Raw genomic sequence first — 26,261 nt, 5'->3', positions numbered from 1 at the left:
CTCTTAGTCTCGCGTGCGCGAGGAGCAGACTTCCGTACCGAAGTCGGCCTTCGCGCACCGGGGTCCTGTCCCGTCAGACGAGGCCCCGGAACGTCGCCTCGTCCATCTCGACACGCATCTCGCGCATCCGGAGGTTCAAATACGAGGACGCGCCCAACTCCCCTCGGACGCTTCGCGCGGTCACACCCGACGATTCCCGAACTCGCGTCTGCGCAGGGAACGAAGTGAGCCGAGCAGACTCCTCTCCCCGAATCGTCCGGAGCCGAGGCCGGAGACCGCCAGTCCGACTACCCCGAGAGGGCTGAGCCATGACAATCGTCCGCGCTGTCAGTGCCACTCCAGTCGCCCGCGCTGTCACCGACATCTGGCGAGCGCCCAGAGCCATCTTAGCGCGTGCCCCGAGACGCGAGTTGAGGCGCGAGTCGAGGCGAGTCACGAGACGAAAGAGAGCGAGTCACGAGCCAGAACGGAGGGACAGAGAGCCACCGCTATCCAGTTGGTCGAAACAAAGAGAGGAGAGACTGCTGGCGTTACGACGACGCTTCGCGGAGCTGTTCGAGCGCGGGGATGACCACCCAGAAGGCCAGCACGCCGAGGATGATGAACCACGCCAGCACCTCGCGGAGCATGATGGCCGCCTGTCCGTAGGCGTCCAGCCCTTCCGGAATCGCGCCCCAGAGCTGGGCGTCTTCGAAGCCGGGCGTGGTGTACCAGCCCGACAGCACCATCCAGATGAGACCGCCGCCGGCGGCGATAGCCAGTCCCTTGATGAATTCGTCAGCCATTGTTTGATGGTTCGTCGGAGCCGTCTTTAGGTTTTCCCATTCCTTCGGCGCGGAACCGGGTCGCAAAGGCGTAGACCAGGGCTCCCGCGGCTATCATCGCCACGCCGAGGATGGCCAGCGGCAGGTTCATCTCCCCGAAGTCGAGTCGCGCCCGCTGGGTCGCGGTGTCGAGGACGATGAACCCGCCGACGACGAACGCGACCGCGAACATCGTCGAGAACACCGTCACGACCTTGTAGAGATGCAGCGGTACCTCGACTTCGCGTGCGCGAGTCTCCTCGTCGGCGTCGGTATCGTCGGTACTCGAATCCATGTGAGAAAAATCGCAGCGGCGTTACTTCGGCGGTCGGAGCCGGTAGTACCGCCGGTTGAGGTCGTACATGTACCCTTCCTGCATCGACTTGAGAATCGCGTAGGTGAGCGTCCCGCCGATGATGGGCAGGAGGAACGTCAAGTCGAACAGCAGGTGCGGGTCGATGGGCAGCAGGTTCTTGATGGACAGCGCGCTGATGGTCCACGCGAACGTGAACCCGGCCATCCCGACCGCGGCCCAGAAGGGCTGTTCGACGGGACGGCGCGCGCTCCCCTTGTTCAGGAACGGCACGATGGCGATGATGCCGACCACGACGATGTTAGCGACGACACCGTAGGTACGGTCGGCCATCAGCGTGTCGCCGCCCAGAATCGCCAGCTCGGGGTTGAGCGGGCCGAGCTTCAGCAGGCCGAACGACCAGTAGAGATACCAGTCGGGCAGGATGACCGCCGGGGTCGAGTTCGGATTGGCGGGCGGCCCGAGGTGGGGCGGGAGCGTCGCCGCCAGGAAGATGGTCATCCCGACGAAGAAGGCCGTCAGCGAGAGGTTTCGAATCATCTCGTGGGGCCACACCGGGAAGGCCAGCACGTCACGCTCGACGTAACTGGACTCCTGGCGGAGGTCCTGGTCCTCTCGCCGGGCGCGCTCGAAGTACTCGTAGGTCAGCCGGGAGAGACCCTGCGTGCGCTCCTTGCGCTCGCTCCACGTCGGGGTCTCGTCGTCCGGCGGGACGATTCCTGTTCCGCTTCCGTCGGTCTGTGGTTCTTCGTCTGACATTGTTTAGTGGGGTTCCGCGATGCCCTGAATCCACACGATACCGATGTGGACCGCGATGAGCGTGGTCACGACGAACGGGAGCAGGAACACGTGGATGATGTACATCCGCTGGAGCGTCGCCTGTCCCAGACTGAATCCGCCGAACAGTAGCTGTGCGACCCACTCACCGGCCAGGGGAATCGAGAGGCTCATCTCGACGCCGATCTGTCCGGCCCAGAACGCGAGCTGGTCCCACGGGAGCAGGTAGCCCGTGTATCCGAACACCATCGTGAGGCTGATGAGGATGATGCCGATTATCCAGTTGAGTTCGCGCGGTTCCTTGTACGCCCCGGTGAAGTACACTCGGAGCATGTGGAGGAACACGGCGGCCACCATGACCTGCGCAGACCATCGGTGGATGGACCGGAGCATGAACCCGAAGTTCAGTTCCGTCATGATGAACGCCAACTGGTTGTACGCCGTCGTCGGGTCACCGGTCGTCGCTGGCGCGTAGTAGAACCCGAGTAGGGCACCACTCAGCGCCGCGACGACGTACGCGATGGTCGAGAAGCTACCGAGCGCGTACAGCGGGTACCAGTACCAGAACTTGTTGTCCAAGTTGTACTGCTCGGTGTGGCTCTTGGGCATCTGCATGTTGACCCTGTAGTAGAGGGTCTCCAGAATTTCGAGGTAGTCGACGATGCGGAACCGCTTGTCCATCCAGATGAGGACCGTCAGGAACGTCGTCTCGACCGGCGTGAGATTCTTCTCCCGCATCCACTCGCCGTGGTCGTATTCGTCTTTGCGTTCCAGACTCATCTTAGTCGTCCTCCGGTCGCGGGAGTGCGACGAACGATTTCTCGACGATGTTGAAGGGGTCGTACACCGACTGGTGGCACTGGCAGTAGATCATGTTCTGTGCGCTGGCCACCTTCGACCCTTTCAGGCCCTTGAACGTCGGCACGCAACAAAAGTGCGTGCATTTGTTCAAGTTGGCAATGAACCCTTCCTGGGTGCTGGCCTCGAGCCACTCGTTGCTCTTGGCCATCTGCTCGACGCGCTCGCTTCGGATGACCTGAATCGGAATCGTGCTCGAAGCGGGGATGTCCTGGGAGCGCCACGTACCCTGCGCGGGCTTACCGAGGCCGCTCTTCCCGATGCCGTTGCCCCACGTCTTGTAGTCGTCGAAGTCGTCGACGTGGATTTTCTGGCCCTCCTCGACGCTCTCGTTCTGCCACTCGAACTTCGAGTTGCCGCTGTAGCGGAAGTAGTTGTCTTGGTCGGCGTCGGGCTTGAGACCGGGACTGGTCTGGACGCCGCAGTACTGGAACCACTCGCTGGAGTAGGTCTTGCCGCCGAGTTGCATCTCGGCGACCTTGACCTCGCGGCCCTGTTGGGTCTCGGTCTTGACTTCGGGCCAGACGCCCTTGAGGTACCCCTCCGAGTCGATTTCGATGGGAACCTGGGGCATCCCCCGCGGGGCCGGTCCCGCGGTGTTCTCCATCGCCATGAACTTGGTGATACCACCGCCAGCGCCGGTCGGCGCGGTGGCGGAGTTGATACCTGCCGCGGTGGCGGTACCGACGCCTGCGAGCGAAGCGCTGCCGACGACGCCCTTTACGAAGCGGCGGCGACCTGTACTCTCCGGGTATTTGTCGTCTTCTTCTGGCATGTTTTATCGTTTGTAGTACGGGTAGACTGCGTGTTTGAACTGCTCCCACGCGTTACCGAGCGACTCGGTACCGTGTTGCTGTTCTTCGCGGATGTAGAGGTCCTCCCACTTGCGACGACGCTTCTTGACGATCATCACGTCGGGGAGGAACTCCTTGCGGTACAACAGGAGGACGAACGCGAGGTCGACGAAGATTATCGCAAGGATGAATCCGAGGTACATGTTGCCGACCGCGCTGTACCCCCAACCGCTTATCAGTCCGTAGGTGAACAGGCCGACGAAGACGACCTCGACCACCGTCAACAGGACGATGGCGATGGCCGCGGCCGTACTCTCGCGGGCCGGTTCGTAGCGGTGAATGTCGCCGTAAGTTGAACCTGTGGATGACATGGTTATCTGTTACTCCCGCTCGCGTGTGGTGATTCACCGTACTTCAGGGTGAAGAACGTGTAAATGAGCGACACGACGATCATCAGGAGGGTCGCCAGTCCGACGTAGTGCGCTTGGAAGGGCACACCCATGTGTTCCGGGTCTGCTTCCTTGGCACCGCCGCCACCGCCAGTGGAGGCACCGCCCTCTTGGACCGTGATGGTGCCGACCATCCCGGCGGTCTTGTGGGGCTGGCAGAAGTACTCGTAGGTCCCCGTCGTCTCGAACGTGTGGCTGTACTCGTAGCCAGTGTTGTAGGTCTTGCTCGGGGCACCCTCCGTCCCCTGCCAGTCCGCGCCGTCGGGTTGGCTCTCGGGTACGACGTTGTGGTTGTCTGACTCCCAGACGAACTTCACCGTCGTCCCGGGTGCGATGGTCAACTCGGCGGGCTCGAACACAAGGCTCCCGCCGGGACCGACTATTACCTCTTTGGTCGGACCGCCGCCTCCGCCGGACTGACCTCCAGTCGCGGTTCCGTTGGCGGCAGTCGTGGTCTCGTTTCCAGAGGCAGTCGTGGTGTTGCCGGACGACGTGGTCGTCGTCTCCTGCGCCCCGGCGGCCGTCGCCCCCGCGGCGGTTCCACCAGCAACACCGCTGGCTGCCATCAGAAAGTCCCGCCTCTTCATACACATGAATCTCAGGACACGACTTGCTTAAACCCACCGATGCGACCGTATCGGGGTTTCGGCCGTAGACGCCCGGACTCCCGGCTAGTTGCCCCCTTCAGAGGCCGAGGAGACCTCGGTTTCGGCCGCCGCGTCGTCGGGGAGCGAATCGCCCGTCTCCTCGCCCTCTCCGGGGAGAAACTCCGGTCGCTCGTCGTCTTCCAGACCGACCGCGCGCAGGCGGTTGCGGTACTCCTCGGCCCGGAACCGGTCGGAGAGGCGAGCGTTCGCCACCAGCAGGAAGACGAACACGCCGAAGAAGAAGAAGCCGAACGAGGCCACCGCCGCCACGATGGGGAGTCCCATGGCTATCCACGCGACGAACAGGCCGACCCCCGCGAGGACGTGGACCGCAGCGATAATCTGCATCAGTTGGTTGCCGAGTTGGCCCGAGCCTTCGGGGACCTCGGCGGGGTCGGGAAGCACGTCGCCCTCCGGTGGCTCCGGCACTTCGTAGCTCTCCATCGACGCCAGCGCGACCGAGGGTTTCACGTCGCGGAGGACGGTCCCGCTCCCCTCGACGGTTCCGTCGGGATAGACCACGGCGTACCCCTCGTCGGAGTACGCGAGCAGTTGGGGTTCGCTCTCCTGTTCGATGCGCTCGACCACGGCGAACACGTCCCGGTCGGCGACGCGACTCTTGAGGTCGGCCTCCACGCGGTCCAACAGGTCCTCGCCGGTAATCCACGAGTCGTGGTCGAACGCGGCCTCCCACTCCTCGTAGCTCATCTCGGCCATGTCCTGCGGGCCGAAGTTCTCGAAGTCGTACTTCTCTTCGATCTCCTCGGGAGTGAGCCGGGGACCCTCGTCGTCTGGGGTCTGAGTGCGTTCGCCGTCCCGCGACTCCGGGGCGTCCGCAGAGGCTTCGCCCGGGGCGTCCGCGGAGGCTTCGCCCGTGGAGTCCTCCGGGGCGGTCCCGCCCGCCGGGTCGTCCGAGGCGTCGGTCATTGTCGAAACCTCACACCTGAAGGAGTATAAGCGCCGCGACGTTGCTTCGAGGTCCGCGGCGACTGCATCTATGCGTCTATTTTCTTCGCTCGCGTGCGAGGAGCGTTTCCGCACGCCTTAACCGCCCTCGCTCCTAACCGCCGCGCATGGCGAGTGAGACGCTTGTTGCCGCCGCGATGGCTCTCGTCGTTACCGCCAGCTTCCCGTTTTACCTCTACGGCGCGTGGTACATCCTCGACCACGAGGTGGTGACGTGGGACGTGCTGATACACCACCTCAAGTACATCACGGTGGGCCTCCTGCTAACGACGGTTCCGGTGCTTGGTTGGATGCTCCCGCGCTTTTTCGACCAACTCGGGGGGTTCGCGGCCCTCCACGCCTTCCTCGGATTGCAGGCCTACGCGATGCTCCTCGTCGCGCTGACCGGCATCGTCCGCATCTTTCAGGTCAAGCGCCAGCACGACCTCTACGAGGAGAGCGCGGCCGACCGGGACGTGGACATCAACGAACTCCACGAGAACATGGGCGCGTGGCGCGGTCGGCTCCGAATCGGGGTCGCGGGCTACGTCCTGTTCTGGCTGCTGGCGTGGCTGGTCGGGATGGTCCGGTTCGTCATGGACTACGTGCTGTACTGAGAAGCGTCTCTGCCGGTCGATTTCTTCCTAGTCCCACTTCTCGCCGCTGGCGAGGTCCACGTCGCTGTCGAGTTTCGAAGACGGACACAAGTCTTCCAGCACGCAGTCCGAGCAGTCGGGGTTCCGCGCGGTGCAGGTGGCCCGACCGTGACTGATGAGCAGGTGGGTGTACTGTTGCCACTCGTCCTCGGGGACGATGCCCATCAGGTCCTCCTCGATGGCCTCCGGGCGCTTCTCCTCGGTCAGGCCGAGGCGGCGCGAGATGCGCTGGACGTGAGTGTCCACGACGATGCCCTCGACCACGTCGTGACCGTGCTGGAGGACGACGTTGGCGGTCTTGCGCCCGACGCCCTTCAGTTCGGTCAACTCGTCCATCGTGTCGGGGACCTCGCCGTCGTACTCCGCCAGCATGGTCTGGGCCGACGACTTGATGTAGTCGGCCTTGCTGTTGTGGTAGGTAATCGAGCCGATGTCCTCGGACAACTCGTCCTCGTCGGCCTCGGCGTAGTCCTCGACGGTCTCGTACTTCTCGAAGAGGTGTTCGGTCTCCTTGTTCACGCGCTCGTCGGTACACTGCGCCGAGAGCATGACCGCGATGAGGAGTTCGAGTCGGTTCGAGAAGTTGAGCGAGATGGTCGAGTCGGGATACTCGTCGTGGAGTCGGTCGATGACCTCCTCGGCTTGCTCCTCGCGGGTGTCGAGTGGCTCTCCCATGTCGATTTCGTCGCGCGCACGAGGCTTGAATCGTTCGTTACCGGATAGGCGCGGTGGTTCGACGCGCGGACTCGACATTGGTATCGATGAGTCGGCCGTATCCGTGTCGAGGCGAACGCAACGCTGCGCCGCCAGACGAATCAGGTGTAGTTACTCATTTTACGTGAAACGGTGTAACGCGGACATGGCCGACGATTATCGAACCTTCATGCGTTCATACGTACTTTTGCTTTTAGGAGTGATAGCGGTTCAAAACGTCGGATGGGAAACGATAGACAGCCTCGTGCGGGCTTTTGCTTTTCATCCGCTCGGCCCACTCGTAATGACAACTGACCCGCTGAGAGCCGGTGCGACGACGTTCTTCCTCGTCGCGGGGATGATAGCAATACTGATTGGTTCGGTCGGTTGTGCGAAATCCGTCTACGACGCCGTAGAATCGAGGTTCGGGACCGGAAGTGGAGAGTAACTTGTTACTGGCCAGAACGTCACTCCTCCGTTTCTGTGTTCTACGCTTCGGGCCGAAGAGTCCACCTCTTCGACGTGTCGTGTCGGTCCGAGTCGACTCTTCACCAGAGAACACTACTAAACAATTCTTTACCAAATAAGTGGTTGTTCTAGAGAAACAAAAACAAGTCCGAGACGCGACACGCACGACCACTATCGGAGTACCGAGAGTTTTAACCACCAGAACCGCCCCCGTCAAAGCATGAAGGCGACCGCGAAAGCCCACCCGATTCAGGGACTCGTCAAGTACCACGGGATGCGCGACGAAGACCTGCGTCTCCCCTACCACGACTCCATCAGCCTCTGCACCGCGCCGAGCCACACCAAGACCACCGTCGAGTTCGACCCCGACCTCGATTCGGACACCTTCGTCGTCGGCGGCGAAGAACTCGAAGCCCACGAGGCCGACCGCGTGGCGAGCGTCGTCGCCGAGGTCCGCGAGCGCGCCGACGCCGACCACGCCGAGTATCCCGTCCGACTGGAGAGCGAGAACTCCTTCCCCTCGAACGTGGGCCTCGGGTCGTCCTCCTCGGGGTTCGCCGCCGCCGCGATGGCGCTGGCCGAGGCCGCGGACCTCGACCTCTCCCGGCCGGAGATTTCGACCATCGCGCGACGGGGCTCCTCGTCGGCCGCCCGCGCCGTGACCGGCGGGTTCTCCGACCTCCACACCGGTCTCAACGACGAGGACTGTCGCTCCGAGCGCCTCGACTCGCCGCTCGAAGACGACGTGCGAATCGTCGCGGGACTGGTTCCCGCCTACAAGGAGACCGAACACGCCCACCGCGAGGCCGCCGACAGCCACATGTTCGAGGCGCGACTCGCCCACATCCACGACCAACTCGCCGAGATGCGCGACGCGCTCCGCGAGGGCGACTTCGAGCGCGTCTTCGAGACGGCCGAACACGACTCGCTGTCGCTGGCGGCGACCACGATGACCGGCCCGTCCGGGTGGGTCTACTGGAAGCCCGAGACCATCGCCATCTTCAACGCCGTCAGGCAACTCCGCGAGGAGGAGGACGTACCGGTCTACTTCTCGACCGACACCGGCGCGAGCGTCTACGTCAACACGACCGAGGAGCACGTCGATAGAGTCCAAGAAGTCGTCGCCGACTGCGGCGTCGAGACGATGGTCTGGGAGGTCGGCGGCCCCGCCCGGATTCTGGACGAGAGCGAAGCGCTGTTCTGACCGCTCGCGTTTCTGCCGTCTCCCCTCACTTCTAAGCCCTCTCGCCCCCAACGACCGATTGAATGCGAATCGCTATTCTCGGCGCGGGCTACGCCGGACTGACCCTCGCGCGAAAGCTGGAAGGCACCGTCCCCGACGACGTGGAGATTCTGGTGGTCGAGCAGACCGGAAGCCACCTCGTCCAGCACGAACTCCACCGCGTCGTCCGACGCCCCTCGCTGGCCGACGAAATCGTGGTGGACCTCGAAGACGTGCTGGACCGCGCGACGGTCCGCCGAGCCGAGGTCGCCGACGTGGACCCCGAGGAGAGCGTCGTCTCGCTGGCCTCCGGCGAGGAAATCGGCTACGACTACGCCGCGGTCTGTCTCGGGGCCGAGACCGCCTTCTACGACCTGCCGGGCGTCGAGGACCGCGCCACGCCGCTGAAGACGATTGCCCACGCCGAACGCATCCGGGCGGACTTCCTCGACGCGGTCGAATCCGCAAGTTCCGACTCGCCCGCCAACGTCGTGGTCGGCGGCGCGGGCCTCTCCGGCGTCCAAGTCGCGGGCGAGCTCGCCGCCTTCGCCCGAGAGGAGGACGCCGAGAGCGACGTTGCTATCACCCTCCTCGAACAGTTCGACAGCGTCGCGCCATCCTTCCCCGAGAACTTCCAAGCGGCGGTCCGCGACCAACTCGAAGTCCGGGGCGTCGAGGTCCGGACCGGCACCGCGGTCTCCTCGGCCGACGACGAGGCCATCGAACTCGAAACCGGCGGAGAACTCGCCTACGACCAGTTCGTCTGGACCGGGGGCATCCGCGGTCCCGCGGCGCTCGGCGGCGAGCGCCCCGCGGTGAAAAACACCCTGCGCCTCGGCGACGGCACCTTCGTCGTCGGAGACGCGGCCCGCGTGGTGGACGCCGACGGCGAACCCGTCCCGGCGAGCGCGCAGGCCGCGGTCAGAGAGGCCCGCGTCGTCGCCCGGAACATCGCCAGCCTCGTGGAGTACGACCGCGAGGGCGACGATATCTTCGAGCCGCGGCTCGAACCCTTCGCGTTCGACTCGCCGGGGTGGCTGGTCTCGGTCGGCGACGGCGCGGTGGCCCAAATCGGCCCGAAGGTGCTGACGGGACGGGCCGCCAAGGCGCTCAAGACCACCGTCGGGGCGGGATACCTCTCGTCGGTGGGCGCGATTCGGAACGCCGCAGACCTCGTGACCGAGGAGTTAGGCTACGGAAAAGAGTCGAAAACCGAGTAGAGGACGAACTGATTAGACGCCGAAACGATTAGAGGCCGGGGACGCCGAGGGCGTCCGGCGCGATGAGGCCGACCGTGCCGAGCGCGACCAGCACGACCCAGACGGTGAGGTACGCGACCAGCGCGATGCCGATGGCCTTGCCCCAGCCACCGGGGTAGCGCGCGTTGATGACGTACACCCACGCCAGCAGGCCGAGGACCGACCCGATGAGGCCCCCGACGAGGGGGATGAGGCTGAATATCCCGGCGACCAGCCACCAGACGAGCGCGCCGACGAGCGCAGTCAGAATCGCGTACTCGTAGTCGTCACGGTCGGCGATGACGCGCGCGCCGACGTAAATCCCGAACGCTCCGATGAGGAGGCTCACGACGAAACCGATGACGAAGTTCAGGAACCCTACCATGTGTCCGTATCTGAATCGACTGGCCTTTTATAGTTATTGCAAGCGAGAATACCACGCCGTTAGGGCGTGGCCGAATCGGCGTCATCGTCTCGCGTTCGTCCGTGTCGGAAGATTCACAGTTCAGCGCGATGTACCGTGGGCTGTGCGCGGAAAACTGGCAGTTGACTCGGTGTTTGCCACGGCGAGTAGCCGAAAGTAAAAGGTAAGCCGACCGCGCCGACCGACACAAAACCAGATACCTCGAAGCCCCACACGGGGGACGAGTATCGGCTTCGTGGCAGAGCCAGCGCCGTCGGTCGCAAACCTGAGACTCCCAACCTTCCGAATTGACGGGAATCGCACCTTGTGCGGTTCGGGAGGCCCGCGACTTTAGCCGCGGGAGGATGTCACATGTGCCGCATGTCACCCGACCGGAGAAGGCGAGTCATCTGTCGGTCGCAGTTTCCATCTCCTGCTCGACGTGTTTTCGCGCACTCTCGGGCGTCTCGGTCTCCAGCAGGGTCTCGACTTTGCGCTCGAACTCGGCGTCGGAGAGGTCGCCGCGAGCGTACCGACTCCGGAGCGCGTCGAGGGCGTCCTGCTTCGACTCGGTGTCTGCGACCCGGTCGCCCGTAGTCGGACACGGTCGCTGGTCGGTGCGGTTCCGCGGTCGGCGGTCGCGCTCGGCGGTCTCGTCGACTCCGAGGAGGTCGGTCAGCACCTTCACGATGGGAACGACGGCGGCGAACCCGACCGCGAACACGACCCAGAACCAGTCGTAGCCCAGAAAGAACCCGGCGAGGCCGACGCCGAGGACGACGAGCGAGGTCAGTTTCACGAGCGCGTTCTCGTCGTCGTGGTACTCGGTGAGGTCGTCCATGCGGTCGGCTACCACCGTCGATGGTAAAAAGCTTGCAATTTTTCAGACACGAACGAATTCTGTTGTTTTCCCCGCGTCAATGCCTTTAAGTTTCTGGCCGAACCTCGGGAGCGCATGGCACGCGAGACTGCGATACTAGACAAGGCGCTGGCCGGAGCGGTCGGACTGGCCGCCGGTGCGGTAATCGGCGCGCACGCGCTCCGTCGCTACCGGCGAAGCGAAGCGACGACGGTCATCTGCGCGGAGTGCGGCGAGGAGTTACCTGTGGACGACGTTCTGGACCCGACCGTGACCTGCGCCTGCGTCGCGCCGCGGGACTCTCAGGGCTTCTGGTAGCAGGGGTCTTTACCCGCCGCGAACCGTACTCCTCGGCATGGACGACGAGGAGGTCCGCGAGCGACTGGAACAGCGACTGATGAGCCACGGCGTCTACGTGACGAATCTGACCACCGAGGAGGGGACCCTGCGCGTCGAGTACGAGACGGCCACGCCCGGCGCGGCGTCCCCCACCGCGAGGTCGGTCGGGTGCTGAACCGCCTGCTGGCGCTGTCCGAGGACGGGTGGGACCCGACCGACGTGCGCGCGGCGGTGGCGAGCATCGAGGACGAACCCCGCGGGACGTGGCGGGCCGACCGCGAGTGGTTGGTCGGCCACGCGCGCGGCGAGCTTTCGGACGTTGACCTGTCTCAGCGCGTCATCGAGACCATCGAGGAGGCCCGAGCGTGACCGATTCACGCTCAGGTCTCCTCGGTCCGTAGTGAGGTCCGCTCGGTGTCGGCCCGGACCGATGCTATCGGTTCATCACGTCTGCGAGCGCGTCCATCGTCTCCTCGACGCGCTCGCGGTCGGCGTTGTAGCCCATGTGACCGACCCGGAGAATATCGTCGGCCCGCTCGCCGAGTCCGGTGGCCGTGACGATGCCGTGATTCGCTTCGAGTCGCTTCCGGAGGTCTTTCGCTCGCCCTTCGACCCGGAAGGCGGTCACGGTCGGCGAGCAGAGCGATTCGTCGGCGGGGAAGGGTTCGAGGCCGAGGTCACGACCGCGCTGTCGGCAGTAGTCGGCGACCTCCTCGTGGCGGTCGTAGACGCTTTCGAGGCCCTCGTCCAGCAGTCGGTCGAGCGAGGCGTCGAGCGCGTAGAGGTTCGACACCGCGTGGGTGTAGGGCAGGTGCGGCGGTTCCTCCTCGGGAATCTCGACGTCGCGCCACGGTTCGAGGCTGGTGTAGAAGGTGGTCTGGTCGGTCGCCTCGACTTTCTCCCACGCCCGGTCGCTGACCGAGAGGGTGGTCAGGCCCGGCGGAGAACTGAAACACTTCTGGGACGCCCCGAGACACACGTCGATGTGCTCGGTCGGGACCGGCGCGCCGCCGAGCGAGGAGACGGCGTCCACGATGGTCAGGATACCCTCGTCCTGCAAGAGTTCCAGAATCTCGCCGAAGTCGTTGAGCAGTCCGGTCGGCGTCTCGCAGTGGACCATCGTGGCGACCGCGAAGTCGTGATTCTCCACGACCGACTTGACCGCCTCGGGGTCGAACCCCTCGTCGTGGGGCGCGTCGTGGACGACCGCCTCGCCGCCGTGCATCGCCGCGAAGTCCGAAAAGCCCGCGCCGAAGAGACCGTTCGCCAGACAGAGGACCTCCTCGCCCTCCTCGACCAGCGAGGCCACGCTGGCTTCGAGGCCGAGCATCCCCTCGCCGCTCAGAATCAGGGGGTCGTCGTCGGTGCCGTGGACGGCGGCGAGTTTGTCGAGTACGTCGCGGTAGAACGGCGAGAACTCGGCCTGCACGTCGGGATTGAGGGGTGCTCGGCTCATCGCTTCGCGCACGCCCGGCGGGACGGCGGTGGGGCCGGGCGTCATCAGCAGTTCGTCGCTGTCTTCGACCATGCCGGGGGTTGGTCGCGGAGCGCCCTAAATGCCCGTCTTCCGGCCGTCTCGAAACTCCATCGCGTTCGGACCGACGACGCCGACGAGGCGAACTTCCACGTTCGGGAGGCGATTCAGTTGCTCCAACTCGCGGAGACGCGGACGTCGGCGGACGGGAGCGACGCGACGGAAACAATCGAATAATCGAACTGATAATTTACCGAATCGGTTGCTCCTCGGTCGAGGAGAGACGCCGACCATTCACGGTAGCTATCGGGCCGGTGTCGCTGTGCGGATGGTCGGCAGGCCGTCGCTCGGCGGATTATCCGCAGGCCGCCGTTCGTGTGGAGAGTCGCCCGAGAGCGCCCGGGCAGAAACAGAAATATTCTCTAGAAATAGGCATTCATATATTAAAGCATTATTTTACTTGCTTTCTCGATTCCCTCCGTTTCCGCTCGCCTCGCCGGGTGGCGTTCTGCAGACCGTCGCTTACCACCTACCCGAAATCTTAGATAACAAAATCGGCAATTAGATTTATGCCAGAACTATCGAAAAGACGAACACATAAATGAGAGATAACAGTAGCGGCGGGGGTTCGGCTGAAAAGGAGTCGGACAGCTGTGGGGACCGTTCGGTGTGGTGTCGTCTCGTCTCGACCGTGACACCTTCGGTGATCCGTCGCCGGTACGCGGCAAAGTTCACGATCGCCATCGCGCTCGTGGTCCTCGTCGTCGCGGCGGCGGGAGCGGTCACCTACGCCGACGCCCGCGAGATGGCCCGCGACGACTCCGAGGCCCAAGTCGAATCCACCGTCGAGTTGCAGGCCGACTCGCTGAGTCGCTGGATAGACGGCATCCGGACTCAGACCCGGACCGTCTCGGCCCGCGAGTCGCTCGCGGAGGGCAACCAGTCGGCGATGCGCGAGCGACTCGTCGCCGCGCGCAATCGCTCCTCGAACGGCGTGACCGCGCTGTATCTGGTGGACGCCGAGGAGCAGACGGTCGTCGCCAGCACCAAGCGGACCGTCGAAGGCTGGTCGCTCGACCGGGTCGAGATGCCGTGGGCCGACCCCGCCGTGGCCGACTCCTTCGAGGGAACCGACGACGCGTGGACCTCGAAGGCCTACGTCTCGAAGACCACGACCTACACCGACGAGGACTCGCCGTGGTACACCGAGGACGACAAGTACATGGCCGTCGCCAGCCCCGTCGCCGGGAGCGAGGACGTCTACCTCGTCGTCGCGGGCGGCATCGACGACCGGGTGGCGAATCTCCACCAGCCCGCGACCAACCAGACGACGTGGATTGTGAATACTGGGGGCGAGACCGTCCTCGAATCCGACGCGACCAACGTCTCGTCGGCGGGACTGGTCGGCAGTCGCGTCCCCGACCAGCAGGTCACGCTCCGCGAGCGCGGCGACTTCGTGCTGGCGTTCGCGCCCATCGAGGGCACCCGGTGGGTCGCCGTGACCGCCATCCGGAAGTCCGAGGCCTACGCCCTCGGGAGCGCGGTCGGCCGGAACATCGGCTACCTCGTCGGCGCGAGCTTGCTGGCGCTCGTCGGCGTCGGGATGGTCCTCGGGAGACGAACCGTCAGACCGCTGGCGGACCTCCGCGAGCGGAGCGAGCGGATGGGCCGGGGCGAACTCGACGTGGACCTCCAGACGCCCCGCGACGACGAGTTCGGCAGGCTCTACGAGGCGTTCGCCGACATGCGCGACGAACTCCGCGACCAGATTCGGACCACCGAGCAACTCAACAGCCATCTGGAGCAGAAGGCCGACGACTACAGCGACGTGATGGAAGCGTGCGCCGACGGCGACCTCACCGGCCGGATGGACCCCGAGAGCGACAACGAGGCGATGTCGGACATCGCCGAGGCGTTCAACGAGATGATGGCCGACATCGAGGAGACGCTGGCCGACCTGAAGGCGTTCGCCGACGAGGTCTACTCGGCCAGCGAAGTCGTGACCGCCTCCTCCGAGGAGGTCTATTCGGCCAGCGAGCAGGTGACCGAATCCGTGCAGGAAATCTCGGACGGTGCCGAGGTCCAGAACGAGCGCCTCCAAGCGGTCGCCGACGAGATGAGCGGCCTCTCGGCCACGACCGAGGAGATCGCGGCCTCCTCGAACGAGGTCGCCGACCTCGCGGCGGAGACCGCCGAGACCGGCCGCGAGGGCCGGGAAGCCGCACAGCAAGCCATCGAAGGCCTCGACAAAATCGAGGAGACCTCCGACGAGGCGGTCGCCGAAATCGAGCGCCTCGAAGACGAGGTGACCGAGGTGGACGAACTCATCGAGTTCATCGGCGAAATCGCCACCCAGACCAACATGCTCGCGCTCAACGCCAGCATCGAGGTCTCTCGCTCCAGTACCGACGGGGGCAACCCCGAGGGCTTCGCGGCGGTGGCGAACAAGATCAAGGAACTCGCCGAGGAGGCCAAGGTGGCCTCCGAGGACATCGAGCAGCGCCTCGAACGCATCAAGGACCAGACCGAGCGGACCGGCGACGAGGTCCAGTCGGCCAGCGACCAGATTTCGCGCCACACCGACTCCATCGCCGAGGCCGTGGACGCGCTGGAGGAAATCGCCGACTACGCGCAGGAGACCAACACCGGGGTTCAGAACATCAGCGAAGCGACCGAGGAGCAGGCCGACTCGACCGAGGAGGTCGTCACGATGTTCGACGAGGTGGCCCGCATCAGCGACGCGACGACCGCAGAGGCCGAGAACGTCGCGGCCGCCGCCGAGGAGCAGACCACCGCCCTAACCGAAGTCTCGCGCTCGGCCAGCGACCTGACCGCGCAGGCCGACCGCCTCTCGGAGGCGCTGGCTCGCTTCGAGACCGAGGCCGAAGCCAGCGGCCGATTCGCCGACAGCGAGTCGGCGGGCGAGCGACTGGACGAGCAACTCTCGCTCCCCGTGGACGCCGACGATTCCGACGACCCCGACGACCTGTTGGGCGACGCGACCGACGACCCGTGGCGGGTCGAGGACGACGAGGCGAGTGAGGGCGAGACTGTCGGGAAGGGTGACGGTGAGGAAGATGTGGCAACAGAGGAGGAAACGAGCGAGGAAGTGTCCGACTCCGACGCTACCGACGAGAACGGTTCCGGAGACGAGGGCAGTTCCGAAGATGCCGACGACGGAGTAGGTCGAGCCTCCCCGGATTCGGCGTAAGTAGCGTCTCGGAGAGTCGTTTTTCTTTTTGGGGGAGTAATCTGCCTGTTCGGCTCAGTTTCGACTTCTCACTTCGTTCGTCGTCAGAAAGATGGGCGCTACAGGATTCTGAACCAGAGCCAGAGGTTCCTGCTCGCTTCGCTGTGCGGGCTTCCTCTGGCAGGATTCAAATCCTTCGCAAACCGCGTTCGCGGTTCGCGCTGTGGCGAGCGCACGAGGCGCTCGCCGACTTACTCACCGCAAAACGAGTGGGCGCTACAGGATTTGAACCCGTGGCAGCTTGGTCCGAAGCCAAGTACTCTGTCCAGACTGAGCTAAGCGCCCTCGCTTACTTCTACTGGCCGGGTAGTTTTAAACGCCTTGGTTTCGACCGGCCGTGTGATGGCGTAACGAAATTCACTCGGAGACGACCCCGTCCCAGTCGATGCGGTCGATGCGACAGCAGTCGCAGTCGGGACAGGTCTGCCGGTCGAGCGAGAACGTCGCTCCGCAGTCCTCGCACTCGTAGGTCCCCTCCGAATCAGTGTCGGAGTCGGGGGCGGACTCGGAATCGGTGGCCCAAACCACGCGGGCGATTTTGGTAGCTAGACTCATGCGTAGCGTTCCGCCAGCGGTGTACCACCGTTTTGGCGAACCGACTTAAACCATTTTTCATTCTTTTGGCCGTATGAACTTACCGAGAGGTCAGCGAGAGCGCAAGATGCGTCGTCGCCAGTCCCGACGAACCCGAGGAGGCCGAGGAGCCAGCCGCTTCGTCGCCCTCCTCGAGGAGCGCCCGGACCGACCGGCGGACCAGCGCGCGGTCGGCCTCGTCGAGCGACGCCACCACGTCCGAGCCGAGCGCGTCTCGGAGATTGATGGCGGACTCGTCCGACTGGGCGCGAATCCGGAGCCACGTCCGGACCGTGGCGGTCAGGTATCGCTCGGCGAGTCGCTCGGGATTCGAGACGCCGGGAATCGTGGCGAGGTAGCCCGCGGCCTGCGAGTCGGCGACGGCGACGTTCTCGCGGACCCACGCCCGGACCGGCGAGTCGGACACGGGAGCGTCCGAGTCGAGTGCCGCCGAGTCGAGCACGTCCGCGCCGAGGTCGTCCGCGGCGCGCTCGCAGACTCCGACTTCCTCGTCGGCGACTCGGTGGAAAGCGTCGCCGACGACGATAGCGTCCGCGCCAGCGTCGAGAATGCTCTCGGCGCGCTCGCGGGAGTCGATGCCCCCGCCGTACCAGAGGCGCGACCACGACAGGCCCTCGGCGATTTCCGCGAGGATTTCGGCGGCCTCCTCGTCGCCGAAGGTGCCCGAGTACTCGAGGTAGACGAGCTCGCTTTCGAGGTGGCGCTCGGCCGCCATGGCATGCTGTTTGGCCTCGCGGGGCGAGAGCAGGTCCGACTCGGCGACGTTGGCCTCGCGGGCCGCCGCGCTGTCGGGGTTCTGGATGATGTAGGCCTCGAAGACGGCCTCGGCGAGGAGCCACGAGGTTGCGAAGTCCGCGAGCGCGTCGGAAACCCGGCCCGGGAGCCACGGGAGTTCGTCGGCCAGCAGGTCGGGGACCAACTCGTCGCGGATGTACTCGGTGCCAGCGCCGAGTTGCCCCACGAGGGACTCCGAGTCGCCGTTCAGCACCTCGGGAATCGCCAGCAGTTCGGCCTGCTCGCGGGTCCGTGGCGTGACGTGGCGGGGACCGCTGGGTTCGTGGAACACCGGCACCGAGGCGGGCGCGAGCAGGTCGAAGGTCTCCTCGGTGTTCCGGGCGGTCACGTCGGCCGACCCGCCGACCGACACCGCGCTGGTGTGCCGGAGGTAGAGGGGGTAAAGCAGGGGGAGCTTCTTGGCCTCCTCGGGGTCGACCTTCGTGACGTGGGTCCAGTCGGCCGGGACCGGATTGGTGTCGACCGGCAGGACGGTCCGACCGGCGAGTCCGATTCCGCGGGCGACGCGACCGAGCGACCTCCCGACGCCGTCGAGACTCGTCATACAGCCGAAAGAGCCGCCGACAGGTAGATAAATAGCTCGCTTCCGCGGACGAACGCCGGGTTTCCGGAAACCTCCGGATGACTTCCAAACCCTGAAATACCGGGGAAGGCTCCTCTCCGACCAGACATGGGTAGCGTTCGGTCTCGAATCCCGGCGACCGCGCGGGCGCTGTTCGGCCACCTCGCCGAGACGAAGGACCCGCGAGTCGCCACGATGGTGTTGCTCCGCAGCGAGGTCGAGTCGGAAATCGAGTCGATGACCGAGCGCCTGTTTCTGAGCGTCGAGCGCGACCTCCAGCGCGCCAGAGTGGCGGGCGAACTCGACCCCGTTCCCGGCACGGCAGACGAACAGGCCAAGTTCGACTACGACACGCGCCTCGTCCTGCCCGCGATGCTGACCCTCGCCCGTATTCACGTCATGGCGGGCGACGTGCCCGTCTCTCGGGTCGGGAGCGACGTGGACCACGAGTTCATCGCTCGCGGGCGAGAGACGACCCGGAACGTCGTCCGGGCGCTGTTGGACGGCGACATGCGCGACGCCATCAACGACGACGAGTACGAGGACTTCGACACGAACCTCCGACCGCGAGAGCGCGTGGCGGAGTTGGCACAGGAGAGCTTGCAGGAGGGCGTCGAATCGTGGTTCGACAGCGAGGACACCCCGGAAGCAGTTCGGGAGTCGTATCAGCACGCGGTCGAACTCTCCGAGCGCCACCAAGACGAGGACGAGGCGTTTCGGGACCTGCTGGACAGGCTCCGGGGGTCGAGGGAAGGGTCAGACGAGTGGGAGACGGTCGCCGACGAGGTCCGCGAGCAGTACAAGTTCGCGCCAATCGAGGAGGGCGAGTTGTTCGGCGACGAGTCGGACCTGCCGTACTTCGCCACTCAGTACGCCCGGGTCGGCATCCTCTACGAGGACATGCTCAACATGTACGAGGCCGACCTCGGCGTGGACTTGGGCGAGGGATTCAAGCGCGCCATCGTGCTGATGGTCGTCGGCGCGCAGATCGGGTTGGACGACACCGACGACTACCCCGAGGACAGGGGAACCCAACTCACGCCCGTCACCGCCGAGTTGAACCTCGCCGACGACAGGAAAGTCGGCGTCGAGCGCATCCGGCGCATCGTGGAGACGTACCTCGACCGAGCCGACGACTACGCCGACGAGGGCGACCACCTGACTCGCATCGCGGTCGAGTACATCCGCCAGCAGTCGCTCGACCGAATCGACCGCCTGCGGGCGTGAGCCGGGCGGGCGACTCCAGACGCGGAAATTCAGCGAATAATCAAAAAGAATATAAGCGAAACAGGAGATTTTACTGCCAGACGACGCCGGGGACGGGACTAGCCGTGGAACCGTGCCTGTCGAAATTTCACGCGAGGAACCGCCATGTACGGACTGGGTGAGGTCTGTCCGGGGGTCGAGGTCGAACCGGGAACGAACCTCCTGGTGGCCGGGCCGCCGATGACGGGCAAGCGAACACTCGCTCTCAAGATTCTCGCGCACGGAAGCCGTCGCGGGGACGGCACCATCGTCGTCACGACGAAAGACGGCGGTGAGGACGTGCGCGAGGACCTTCGTGAGTTGCTCGGCCGCGACGAGGGCGGACCGCTCGGTATCGTGGACTGCGTCTCCAAGCAACAAGGCATGAACCCCTCCCAGAGCGACGACATCGCCTACGCCTCCTCGCCCAAGGACATGACCGGCATCGGGATTCAGCTCTCGGAGTTTCTGGAGGCCTTCTACAAGGACCGCGGCGTCCAGCGCAACCGCATCCTGCTCCACTCGCTCTCGACGCTGCTGATGTACTCGAACCTCCAGACGGTGTTCCGGTTCCTCCACGTCTTCACGGGGCGAGTCCAGAGCGCCGACGCGCTGGGCATCTTCGTCATCGACTCGACGGCCCACGACCAGCAGACGATGAGTACCCTCAAACAGCTGTTCGACGGCCAAATCGAGATTCGGGAGGGCGACGGCCAACCGGAACTGCGCCTGAAGGGCGTCGGGGGCGGTACCGACTGGCGACCGATGCCCGAGTTCTGACTGCCGGACTGCCCGCCGCTACCTCAATCCTTTTGGACCATGCAACCGTCTGTCGGGCCATGCCCGTAGAGAGCGACGCCGAGTTGCGCGAAATCCTCGGGATGACCCGCGTGGCGGTGGTCGGGTGTTCGACCACGCCCGGCAAGGACGCTCACGAGATTCCCAAATACATGCTCGACCACGGCTACGAGGTGATTCCGGTCAATCCGACCGCCGACGAGATTTTCGGTCGAAAGGCCTACGACTCGCTCTCGGACGTCGAGGAGGACGTCGAAATCGTGAACGTGTTCCGGCCCAGCGACGAGGTGGCGGGTATCGTCGAGGAGGCGCTCGGGAGGGAGGACGCGGCGGTCATCTGGACCCAACTCGGCATCGCCGACGCCGAGGCGGCCGAGCGCGCCGAGAACGCAGGTCGGCGCGTGGTGCAGGACAAGTGCATCAAGGTCGAGCATCAGAAGCTGGTTGCCTGACATATCGGCGCGGTGGCTCCTCCGGTTTAGGGTACACGGCCAGACTGAAACCGCTGGCCACGGACCTTTTCAGACGCAAGGCCCTTGTTTTCGATAGCCTCCTTCGGTGGGGGAGAGTAATTATGACAGAGGAAAACCAGCACTCGCTGAGCGGTGAGTCGCGTCGTTCGTTCATGAAAAAGAGCGCCGTCGCGTCCGGTGGGTTGGCCCTCGGCGTCGGGGGCACCGGAACCGTCGCGGCCCAAGACGGTGACGCGGCCGAAGGCGGGAAGGCATTGATGTTCAACGACGCCTTCCGGCCCGGCGCGCAGTTCCGGGTCGTCTCGCCCGTCATCGAACAGCAACCCGACGTAAGCGGCGTCAATCAGGGCGACATCTGGAGCGACTACAACACACGGGCCATTCAGTTCCTGAACACGAACCAGCAGGTACTGCTGTTCCCGGCCCACGACGCCGAGGTAAAGCAGGGACAGGTGTACGAACTCGAACGCAACTTCTCGCTGTTCGCCGACGACACCAACGACCAAGGTATCATCTCGGTGTCCTTCGAACCGGTCGGCGAGGACGAGGTGTTCGACGACGAATTCGACGTCCTCGACGACGGCGGCGGCAAGGCACTCGTCAAGCGGGACGTGTTCCACCCGAACGCGCTGTTCCGGGTCACCTCCGGCGTCGTGAAGTGGCAACCCAAGGACAACGTGCAGGGGACCGACCTCTTCAGCGACTACAACACCCGGTTCGCCGAGTATCTGAACACGAACAACCAGTTCACGTTCTACCCGGCGCAGGCCGCGGAACTAGAGCGGGGCGCGGTGTACGTCATGAGCGACGAGTTCGACATCACCGACCCCGAGGGTAACCTGATGACCGTGGACTTCGACCGGGTGGACGAAGCCACGCTGAACGACGGCCTCCTCGACGGCAACGGCGGTGGCGGCGGCAACCAGTCGGGCGGAAACGGCGGGAACCAATCCGGCGGAAACGGCGGGGACCAGTCCGGCAACAATAGTAGCTAATTCCTGCGGAGTACTTTTTCCCGTCGAGCGCGTACTCCCGGGTAATGACCGCTGCGGACCACTCTACCGTCTTTCTGGACTTAGACGACACCATCTGCGAGCATCCCCGCTCGACGGAGGACCGACTCGCCGACGCCTTCGAGACCGCCGGGGTCGAACCCTTCTTCGAGGTCTCGGACTTCCGGCGCTGGCTGGCGAAGGTGACCGCCGACTCGACGGTCGAACTCCGCGAGGAGTGTTTCGCCGGTATCGCCGACGAGCAGGACCGGGACCCCGCCGACGCGCTGGCGGTGGCCCGCGCCTACGAGGACCCGGACCCGACCGCGGTCGAGTTCCTGCCCGGCGCGGAGTCGGCGCTGGAGGAGCTTGGCGCGCGCCACGACCTCGCGCTGGTGACCAACGGCGACCGCGAGACCCAGTCGGCCAAGTTGGCGGCGCTCGACATCGCCGACCACTTCGCGGCGGCGACGTTCACCGAACCCGGCGGCCCCGTCAAGCCCGACCCCGACCACTTCCACCGGACGCTCTCGGCGATGGGCGTGGCGGCGGACGAGGCGGTCCACGTCGGGAACTCGCTCCGGGCCGACGTGGCTGGCGCGAAGGCCGCCGGGGTTTCGGCGGTCTGGCTGGCGCGGAGCGACGAGAACGTGGACGTGACGCCCGACCACACCATCGACTCGATGTGGGACCTGCACGAACCGCCGTGGATGGGTTGATCCCCTGAGTAGTCTCGATAGGTATTATAGTCTTGAAGGTGACGGAAGCGGTAGAGGGATGTCTGACGAGATTACGCTAGCCCCACTCCGGATTTCTCCGGCACCCTACGTTCCGGGCCACTCGGGGGAAATCCGTAGCGAGCACTCCTACAGTCGTCTCAGTCTCCCCGACCGACTCGAACTCCACGCCGAACTAGTCGAGAAACACGGCATCGAGCAGGTCCAACGACTGCTGGACCTGCTGGAATGCTGGAAGGAGACGAGCAAACCGCGGAAGGAGACTCAAGACTACGAACGGTTAGTGAGAGAAACGCTCGCCCATCCGGTCGAAATCCGAACTCTCGACGGGCAACAGGACCGGAGTGATTCGCCGTCCACTCCGATGAAGGCCCTGTACGGAAAGTACCACGAGTTGAGCCGGGAGTTCTTCGGCGAGCAGGACAAGACGACGGTCCGCGTCCACCGTGCCGTCCGAAAGAAGGCAGTCGCCGAACTTTTCGCGCAGGCACTTGACGACCCTGACCGCAAAGAGTTCTTCTTCAGGACGACGGTAGTCTCGAATCACAGCACGGTCAAACAAATCGGCGCGGAGTACTCCGACGGCGTGGTCCTCCGCTGGGAGGCCACACTCGATGAAGTCGCGGCCGCAGTCGATTTCCTGCGACCGGGTAACGTTCCGAGCGAGGCGGAAGTCCACCTCCTCGGCGGGACGAGAAAACTCGACGCATCAGCGGTGCGCCACGCGGGAACGGAGAGTCGATTCGAGGTCCCCCTCACGAGAATGACCGACAGAATGGGGTCGCCATCGCAGATGGAACTTGTGGACCACCGCGAGGTTGCCAACTTGCTCAAACACATGGTCGAACACGGAACCCGCGTGGCGACGGAGGCCGGTTCCCGACGGTTGCAGACGTGGTGGGACACCGCCGAGGAGGCAGGTGCGTTCGATGCGGCCGACGAGGACCGCGTTCGGAAGATGGTCTCGTACGTGAGTTCGACAAATCCCGATGCGTACTGGGCATAGCGATATGGAAACAGACGTGTTTCCAAAAACAATTTTTTCCTATTTTTAAGCAATATAAATATTTCTTTACTTCGGTGCTGGCAACGCCAGACACGGATTCGGCATCGGCCTCCCGACGATGGACCGAAGGACCGTCGCCACACGGCCGGGAGAAGTATTTTTAAAGACAGGTTACGAAAGAACACACGATGACCGACTCCGACCTCGGGGACCGTGACCGCTCTCAGACGGACCGAGAGTGGCCCGGCTGTCTACTGCCGCCGTCGGAGGTTCCGGACGACGCTCCAATCGTGGATCTCACCGACGAGGCCAATGCCCGGTGGCTCGACGACCGCGGACCGTCCTCAACGCCGTTCACCGAACTATCGGACGACGAACTCGAAGCGTTCGACCAGACGCTCGAAGACCGCCTCAGAGAAATCGAGTAACTTCGACTACCCTTCCCACTCCTCGAAGGAGCCGTAGATGCCCTTCGAGAGGTATCGCTCGCTGGAGTCGGCGAACACCGTCACCACCGAGTCGTGGGGCGCGTCGAGTTCGCCGTCGCGGATGCGCTCGGCGACGTGGCGGGCCGCCGCGCTGGCCGCGCCCGCGCTGGAGGCGACCAGTTGGCTCTCCTCGCGGGCGAGGCGCTTGAGTTCGTCGTGGGCGCGCCGGTCCGGGACCTGTAGCACCTCGTCCACGAGGTCCGGTTCGAAGAGTTCGTTGGTCGCGGGGTCGTGGGTGCCGATACCCTCGATTTTGTAGTCGGCCTCCTCGGGGTCCTCGCCCTTGGTCTCCGAGTAGAGCGACCCCTCGGGTTCGACCGCCGCGACGTGGATGTCGGGGTTCTGCTCCAGCGCGTACTCGGCGATGCCCATCAGCGTGCCCGCGGTGCCGCACCCCGCGACGACCGCGCCGACCTCGCCGTCAAGCGCCTCGAAGATTTCCGGGGCGGTGGTCTCGTAGTGCGCTTCGACGTTCAGGGGATTGGCGAACTGCTGGGGGACGACTGCGCCGTCCATCTCCTCGGCGAGTTCGTGGGCGCGGTCGATGGCCCCGCCCATTCCGTCCTCGGTGGGGGTGTTGATGACCTCCGCGCCGAGCGCGTCCATGAGTTGCTGTTTCTCGACGCTGAAGCGCTCGGGGACGACGAACACCGCGTCCACGTCGAGTTGCCCCGCGGCGATGGCGAACCCGATGCCGGTGTTCCCGGCGGTCGGTTCGATGACCGTCCCGCCGGGTTCCAACTCGCCGCGTTCGAGCATCTGCTCTATCATGTACTTGCCGATGCGGTCCTTGACGCTCGCGCCCGGGTTGAACGACTCGACCTTGGCGTACACCGGCACCTCGTCGGGCGACGCCTGCACGCGGACGAGCGGCGTCTCCCCGACGGTGCCGAGCACGGAATCCAGCGGCTTCCGGTGGTCCGTCATCGGGTAGGCAAAAGTTGGGAGGGCGGTTAACCTTTTTTGTGTGGAGTCCCACGGGTGGGAAATCGCCGCGACGGGGCGTCTACGAGTCGTCCTCGCCAGCGCCGTCCGCGACGGCCTGCTCCGCTTCGATGTCGTCGGGGTCGATGCCCTGCTCCTCGGCGATGGCTTCGAGGAGGGCGCGCTGTCGGGCGTTCTCCCGTTCCAGTCGCTCGACGCGCTCGCTGGTCGAGTCCAACTTCTCTCGCATCTCGGCGACCTGTTCGCGGAGTTCGTTGAGTTTGCTGTACAGCTTCTCGGCGGTGTCGGCCAGTTTCTGGACCTTCTTGGCCGTGCTTCCGAATCCCATACCCAATCGTTCTCTCGCCCGATACGTGACTTTTCCGACTCGACCGCTGGCCTTTTTCTGTCCCGGCGAAAACCATCGCGTATGTCGCAGGAACAGTTGCCCGAGACGCCCGCGCCGACGGTCGGCATCGTCGCCGCGCTCGCGGTTCTCGCCGCCGTCGTCGCACCGTACTTCCTCATCGCGGCCACAGAGGCCGGGGTCTACTACAGCGCGCCGACGCTCGTCCCGGTCCACCTCGTCGTCGGCCTGTTCGCCTCGGTCGCGGTCATCGTCTTCGCCGCGGGACGCAACGGTCGGACCGACCCGCCGACCGCGGCGGGCGCGGCGGTCGTCCTCGGCGGATTCGTCGCCGTCCTCGTCCTCTGGTGGGCCATCGCGGTCGGCGGACTGGTCGGCAGCCTCACCGAAGTCGCGGCCTTCGGCTACCACCGCTGGATTCTGCTGGCCGCCGCGCTGGCGCTCGCCGGGAGCGCCGGGTGGTTCGCGCGCGAAGTACTGTAGTTTAGTCGTCACCGCCCGCCGCCGACGCCCGACTCACCACCGTAACCACCGCCTACTCCCCTTTCAGCAGTTCCATAACAAAGGTCCGGAGCGTCCCAATACGGTTCGTGTCCGAACGCGACGCACCGGGACGCGAGGAGGCCCGAACCGACGGGGGACTCGGCGACCTCGCCGAGTCCGAGCAAGCCCGGGAGAAGTGGATGCTCCGAGACGACGAGTTCCTCTTGGAGGAGGACCGCGAGTACGTCCTCCGGGACGAAGGCCGGTCGTGGACCGACTACGTCTCGCCGGTCCTGTTCGGCGCTGTCGTCGCGGTCATGCTCGGCGACGTCGTCACGACCGGCGTCGGCATGGCGATGGGACTCGACGAGGCCAACCCCATCGCGGCGGTCGTCATCCGGGAGGCGGGACTCGGCGGACTCGTCCTCGTGAAAGCGATGGCCGCGGTGTTTCTAGTCGGGTTGTCGGGGCTGACCGGCAACTCCCGCCAGACCTTCCGCGCCGGAGGCGCGGTCTACCTCTTCGTCGGCCTCGCGGTCGTCGCCGCGAACGTGTGGGCTATCCTCGCCGTCGCGTGATTTGCGAAAGGCCCTTAAGTCACCGGCCACT

33 protein-coding genes and 1 tRNA gene are annotated in these 26,261 nt (G+C 65.0%); 17 read left to right on the top strand and 17 right to left on the bottom strand.

The annotated features are described in order from the left end of the window. Positions 1 to 530: 530 nt before the first annotated feature. From EPL01_RS18025 to EPL01_RS17990, 8 genes are all read right to left on the bottom strand, one after another. Positions 531 to 785, bottom strand: coding sequence for a DUF7314 family protein (locus EPL01_RS18025; protein ID WP_135826671.1), 255 nt, complete (start codon positions 783 to 785; stop codon positions 531 to 533). After that, a complete protein-coding gene (locus tag EPL01_RS18020) occupies positions 778 to 1,098 on the bottom strand; it encodes a DUF7315 family membrane protein (RefSeq protein WP_135826670.1) in 321 nt (106 codons plus the stop codon). The genes EPL01_RS18025 and EPL01_RS18020 overlap by 8 nt, the downstream gene beginning before the upstream one ends. A gap of 21 nt (positions 1,099 to 1,119) precedes the next feature. Further along, positions 1,120 to 1,875 (bottom strand): cytochrome b family protein, encoded by a 756-nt coding sequence (locus EPL01_RS18015; protein WP_135826669.1) that lies wholly within the window; start codon positions 1,873 to 1,875, stop codon positions 1,120 to 1,122. 3 nt (positions 1,876 to 1,878) lie between these two features. Continuing rightward, positions 1,879 to 2,673 carry a cytochrome b gene (locus EPL01_RS18010; RefSeq protein ID WP_135826668.1) on the bottom strand — a complete coding sequence of 265 codons (795 nt, stop codon included), beginning with the start codon at positions 2,671 to 2,673 and terminating at the stop codon, positions 1,879 to 1,881. A 1-nt stretch (position 2,674) separates the two neighbouring features. Continuing rightward, positions 2,675 to 3,526: a ubiquinol-cytochrome c reductase iron-sulfur subunit gene (locus tag EPL01_RS18005; protein WP_135826667.1), complete on the bottom strand. Its 852-nt coding sequence runs from the start codon at positions 3,524 to 3,526 to the stop codon at positions 2,675 to 2,677. Positions 3,527 to 3,529: 3 nt separating this feature from the next. Further along, positions 3,530 to 3,916 (bottom strand): DUF7318 family protein, encoded by a 387-nt coding sequence (locus tag EPL01_RS18000; RefSeq protein ID WP_135826666.1) that lies wholly within the window; start codon positions 3,914 to 3,916, stop codon positions 3,530 to 3,532. A 2-nt stretch (positions 3,917 to 3,918) separates the two neighbouring features. Continuing rightward, on the bottom strand, positions 3,919 to 4,581 hold the full coding sequence (locus EPL01_RS17995) for a plastocyanin/azurin family copper-binding protein (RefSeq protein ID WP_135826665.1): 663 nt from the start codon (positions 4,579 to 4,581) through the stop codon (positions 3,919 to 3,921). Positions 4,582 to 4,665: 84 nt separating this feature from the next. Beyond that, complete coding sequence (locus EPL01_RS17990; RefSeq protein WP_246045744.1) at positions 4,666 to 5,568, bottom strand: DUF7319 domain-containing protein; 903 nt, start codon at positions 5,566 to 5,568, stop codon at positions 4,666 to 4,668. A gap of 146 nt (positions 5,569 to 5,714) precedes the next feature. Between EPL01_RS17990 and EPL01_RS17985 the strand changes: the two genes are divergently transcribed. Further along, positions 5,715 to 6,203 (top strand): DUF7321 family protein, encoded by a 489-nt coding sequence (locus tag EPL01_RS17985; RefSeq protein ID WP_135826664.1) that lies wholly within the window; start codon positions 5,715 to 5,717, stop codon positions 6,201 to 6,203. Between the two features lie 27 nt (positions 6,204 to 6,230). Here the strand turns inward: EPL01_RS17985 and nth are convergent, their stop codons facing one another. After that, the gene (nth, locus tag EPL01_RS17980; RefSeq protein ID WP_135826663.1) at positions 6,231 to 6,917 is read right to left on the bottom strand and encodes an endonuclease III; all 687 of its coding nucleotides are present in this window, start codon (positions 6,915 to 6,917) and stop codon (positions 6,231 to 6,233) included. A gap of 184 nt (positions 6,918 to 7,101) precedes the next feature. Here nth and EPL01_RS17975 point away from each other — a divergent pair, with 184 nt between their 5' ends. The 3 genes from EPL01_RS17975 (at position 7,102) to EPL01_RS17965 (ending at position 9,845) form a co-directional block, all read left to right on the top strand. Beyond that, complete coding sequence (locus tag EPL01_RS17975) at positions 7,102 to 7,383, top strand: hypothetical protein (RefSeq protein ID WP_135826662.1); 282 nt, start codon at positions 7,102 to 7,104, stop codon at positions 7,381 to 7,383. A gap of 240 nt (positions 7,384 to 7,623) precedes the next feature. After that, a complete protein-coding gene (mvaD, locus tag EPL01_RS17970) occupies positions 7,624 to 8,607 on the top strand; it encodes a phosphomevalonate decarboxylase MvaD (protein WP_135826661.1) in 984 nt (327 codons plus the stop codon). A gap of 62 nt (positions 8,608 to 8,669) precedes the next feature. After that, complete coding sequence (locus EPL01_RS17965; protein WP_135826660.1) at positions 8,670 to 9,845, top strand: NAD(P)/FAD-dependent oxidoreductase; 1,176 nt, start codon at positions 8,670 to 8,672, stop codon at positions 9,843 to 9,845. Positions 9,846 to 9,873: 28 nt separating this feature from the next. Here EPL01_RS17965 and EPL01_RS17960 read toward each other — a convergent pair whose 3' ends face one another. Continuing rightward, positions 9,874 to 10,248, bottom strand: a complete 375-nt coding sequence (locus EPL01_RS17960) for a hypothetical protein (protein ID WP_135826659.1) — start codon at positions 10,246 to 10,248, stop codon at positions 9,874 to 9,876. Positions 10,249 to 10,672: 424 nt separating this feature from the next. Then, positions 10,673 to 11,107 carry an SHOCT domain-containing protein gene (locus tag EPL01_RS17955; protein WP_135826658.1) on the bottom strand — a complete coding sequence of 145 codons (435 nt, stop codon included), beginning with the start codon at positions 11,105 to 11,107 and terminating at the stop codon, positions 10,673 to 10,675. Positions 11,108 to 11,221: 114 nt separating this feature from the next. Between EPL01_RS17955 and EPL01_RS17950 the strand changes: the two genes are divergently transcribed. From EPL01_RS17950 to EPL01_RS22250, 3 genes are read left to right on the top strand one after another with little or no spacing between them, the layout of a single operon-like run. After that, the gene (locus tag EPL01_RS17950) at positions 11,222 to 11,443 is read left to right on the top strand and encodes a hypothetical protein (protein ID WP_135826657.1); all 222 of its coding nucleotides are present in this window, start codon (positions 11,222 to 11,224) and stop codon (positions 11,441 to 11,443) included. A gap of 37 nt (positions 11,444 to 11,480) precedes the next feature. After that, the gene (locus EPL01_RS22255; RefSeq protein ID WP_246045743.1) at positions 11,481 to 11,639 is read left to right on the top strand and encodes a DUF8159 domain-containing protein; all 159 of its coding nucleotides are present in this window, start codon (positions 11,481 to 11,483) and stop codon (positions 11,637 to 11,639) included. Then, complete coding sequence (locus EPL01_RS22250; protein WP_246045742.1) at positions 11,633 to 11,833, top strand: DUF8159 domain-containing protein; 201 nt, start codon at positions 11,633 to 11,635, stop codon at positions 11,831 to 11,833. The genes EPL01_RS22255 and EPL01_RS22250 overlap by 7 nt, the downstream gene beginning before the upstream one ends. A 64-nt stretch (positions 11,834 to 11,897) precedes the next feature. Here EPL01_RS22250 and EPL01_RS17940 read toward each other — a convergent pair whose 3' ends face one another. Beyond that, a complete protein-coding gene (locus EPL01_RS17940; protein WP_210424189.1) occupies positions 11,898 to 12,992 on the bottom strand; it encodes a pyridoxal-phosphate-dependent aminotransferase family protein in 1,095 nt (364 codons plus the stop codon). Between the two features lie 637 nt (positions 12,993 to 13,629). Between EPL01_RS17940 and EPL01_RS17935 the strand changes: the two genes are divergently transcribed. Then, complete coding sequence (locus EPL01_RS17935) at positions 13,630 to 16,149, top strand: methyl-accepting chemotaxis protein (protein ID WP_210424188.1); 2,520 nt, start codon at positions 13,630 to 13,632, stop codon at positions 16,147 to 16,149. 249 nt (positions 16,150 to 16,398) lie between these two features. On the opposite strand, the gene EPL01_RS17930 is transcribed toward EPL01_RS17935, so the two are convergent. The 3 genes from EPL01_RS17930 to EPL01_RS17920 form a co-directional block, all read right to left on the bottom strand. Continuing rightward, positions 16,399 to 16,473: transfer RNA gene (locus tag EPL01_RS17930), tRNA-Arg, on the bottom strand. Positions 16,474 to 16,545: 72 nt separating this feature from the next. Continuing rightward, positions 16,546 to 16,743, bottom strand: a complete 198-nt coding sequence (locus EPL01_RS17925) for a hypothetical protein (RefSeq protein ID WP_135826655.1) — start codon at positions 16,741 to 16,743, stop codon at positions 16,546 to 16,548. A 79-nt stretch (positions 16,744 to 16,822) separates the two neighbouring features. After that, complete coding sequence (locus EPL01_RS17920; RefSeq protein ID WP_135826654.1) at positions 16,823 to 18,121, bottom strand: geranylgeranylglyceryl/heptaprenylglyceryl phosphate synthase; 1,299 nt, start codon at positions 18,119 to 18,121, stop codon at positions 16,823 to 16,825. A 126-nt stretch (positions 18,122 to 18,247) separates the two neighbouring features. On the opposite strand from EPL01_RS17920, the gene EPL01_RS17915 reads away from it, so the two are divergent. The 7 genes from EPL01_RS17915 to EPL01_RS17885 all read left to right on the top strand — a co-directional run bounded on the left by EPL01_RS17915 (position 18,248) and on the right by EPL01_RS17885 (position 23,818). Beyond that, positions 18,248 to 19,366: a hypothetical protein gene (locus tag EPL01_RS17915; RefSeq protein ID WP_135826653.1), complete on the top strand. Its 1,119-nt coding sequence runs from the start codon at positions 18,248 to 18,250 to the stop codon at positions 19,364 to 19,366. Positions 19,367 to 19,510: 144 nt separating this feature from the next. Then, positions 19,511 to 20,164: an RAD55 family ATPase gene (locus EPL01_RS17910; protein ID WP_135826652.1), complete on the top strand. Its 654-nt coding sequence runs from the start codon at positions 19,511 to 19,513 to the stop codon at positions 20,162 to 20,164. 59 nt (positions 20,165 to 20,223) lie between these two features. Further along, a complete protein-coding gene (locus EPL01_RS17905; protein WP_135826651.1) occupies positions 20,224 to 20,634 on the top strand; it encodes a CoA-binding protein in 411 nt (136 codons plus the stop codon). 122 nt (positions 20,635 to 20,756) lie between these two features. Further along, positions 20,757 to 21,650, top strand: coding sequence for a twin-arginine translocation signal domain-containing protein (locus EPL01_RS17900; RefSeq protein ID WP_135826771.1), 894 nt, complete (start codon positions 20,757 to 20,759; stop codon positions 21,648 to 21,650). Positions 21,651 to 21,694: 44 nt separating this feature from the next. After that, positions 21,695 to 22,366 carry an HAD family hydrolase gene (locus EPL01_RS17895; protein WP_135826650.1) on the top strand — a complete coding sequence of 224 codons (672 nt, stop codon included), beginning with the start codon at positions 21,695 to 21,697 and terminating at the stop codon, positions 22,364 to 22,366. A gap of 58 nt (positions 22,367 to 22,424) precedes the next feature. Next, on the top strand, positions 22,425 to 23,390 hold the full coding sequence (locus EPL01_RS17890; RefSeq protein ID WP_135826649.1) for a hypothetical protein: 966 nt from the start codon (positions 22,425 to 22,427) through the stop codon (positions 23,388 to 23,390). A 188-nt stretch (positions 23,391 to 23,578) separates the two neighbouring features. Then, positions 23,579 to 23,818: a hypothetical protein gene (locus tag EPL01_RS17885; RefSeq protein ID WP_135826648.1), complete on the top strand. Its 240-nt coding sequence runs from the start codon at positions 23,579 to 23,581 to the stop codon at positions 23,816 to 23,818. 6 nt (positions 23,819 to 23,824) lie between these two features. Here the strand turns inward: EPL01_RS17885 and EPL01_RS17880 are convergent, their stop codons facing one another. Then, on the bottom strand, positions 23,825 to 24,805 hold the full coding sequence (locus tag EPL01_RS17880) for a PLP-dependent cysteine synthase family protein (RefSeq protein ID WP_135826647.1): 981 nt from the start codon (positions 24,803 to 24,805) through the stop codon (positions 23,825 to 23,827). A 79-nt stretch (positions 24,806 to 24,884) separates the two neighbouring features. Further along, entirely contained in the window at positions 24,885 to 25,151 is a 267-nt protein-coding gene (locus tag EPL01_RS17875; RefSeq protein ID WP_135826646.1) for a DUF5798 family protein, read from the bottom strand. An 81-nt stretch (positions 25,152 to 25,232) separates the two neighbouring features. On the opposite strand from EPL01_RS17875, the gene EPL01_RS17870 reads away from it, so the two are divergent. Next, positions 25,233 to 25,652, top strand: a complete 420-nt coding sequence (locus EPL01_RS17870; RefSeq protein ID WP_135826645.1) for a DUF7548 family protein — start codon at positions 25,233 to 25,235, stop codon at positions 25,650 to 25,652. 107 nt (positions 25,653 to 25,759) lie between these two features. Beyond that, positions 25,760 to 26,230: a DUF5658 family protein gene (locus EPL01_RS22245; RefSeq protein WP_246045741.1), complete on the top strand. Its 471-nt coding sequence runs from the start codon at positions 25,760 to 25,762 to the stop codon at positions 26,228 to 26,230. The last annotated feature ends 31 nt before the right edge of the window (positions 26,231 to 26,261 follow it).

It is taken from the genome of Halorussus ruber, assembly GCF_004765785.1.
In the GTDB taxonomy this organism is placed as follows: Archaea; Halobacteriota; Halobacteria; order Halobacteriales; family Haladaptataceae; genus Halorussus; species Halorussus ruber.
Note: the sequence above shows the minus strand (reverse complement) of the source record. Positions and strands in the feature narration are given on the sequence as shown.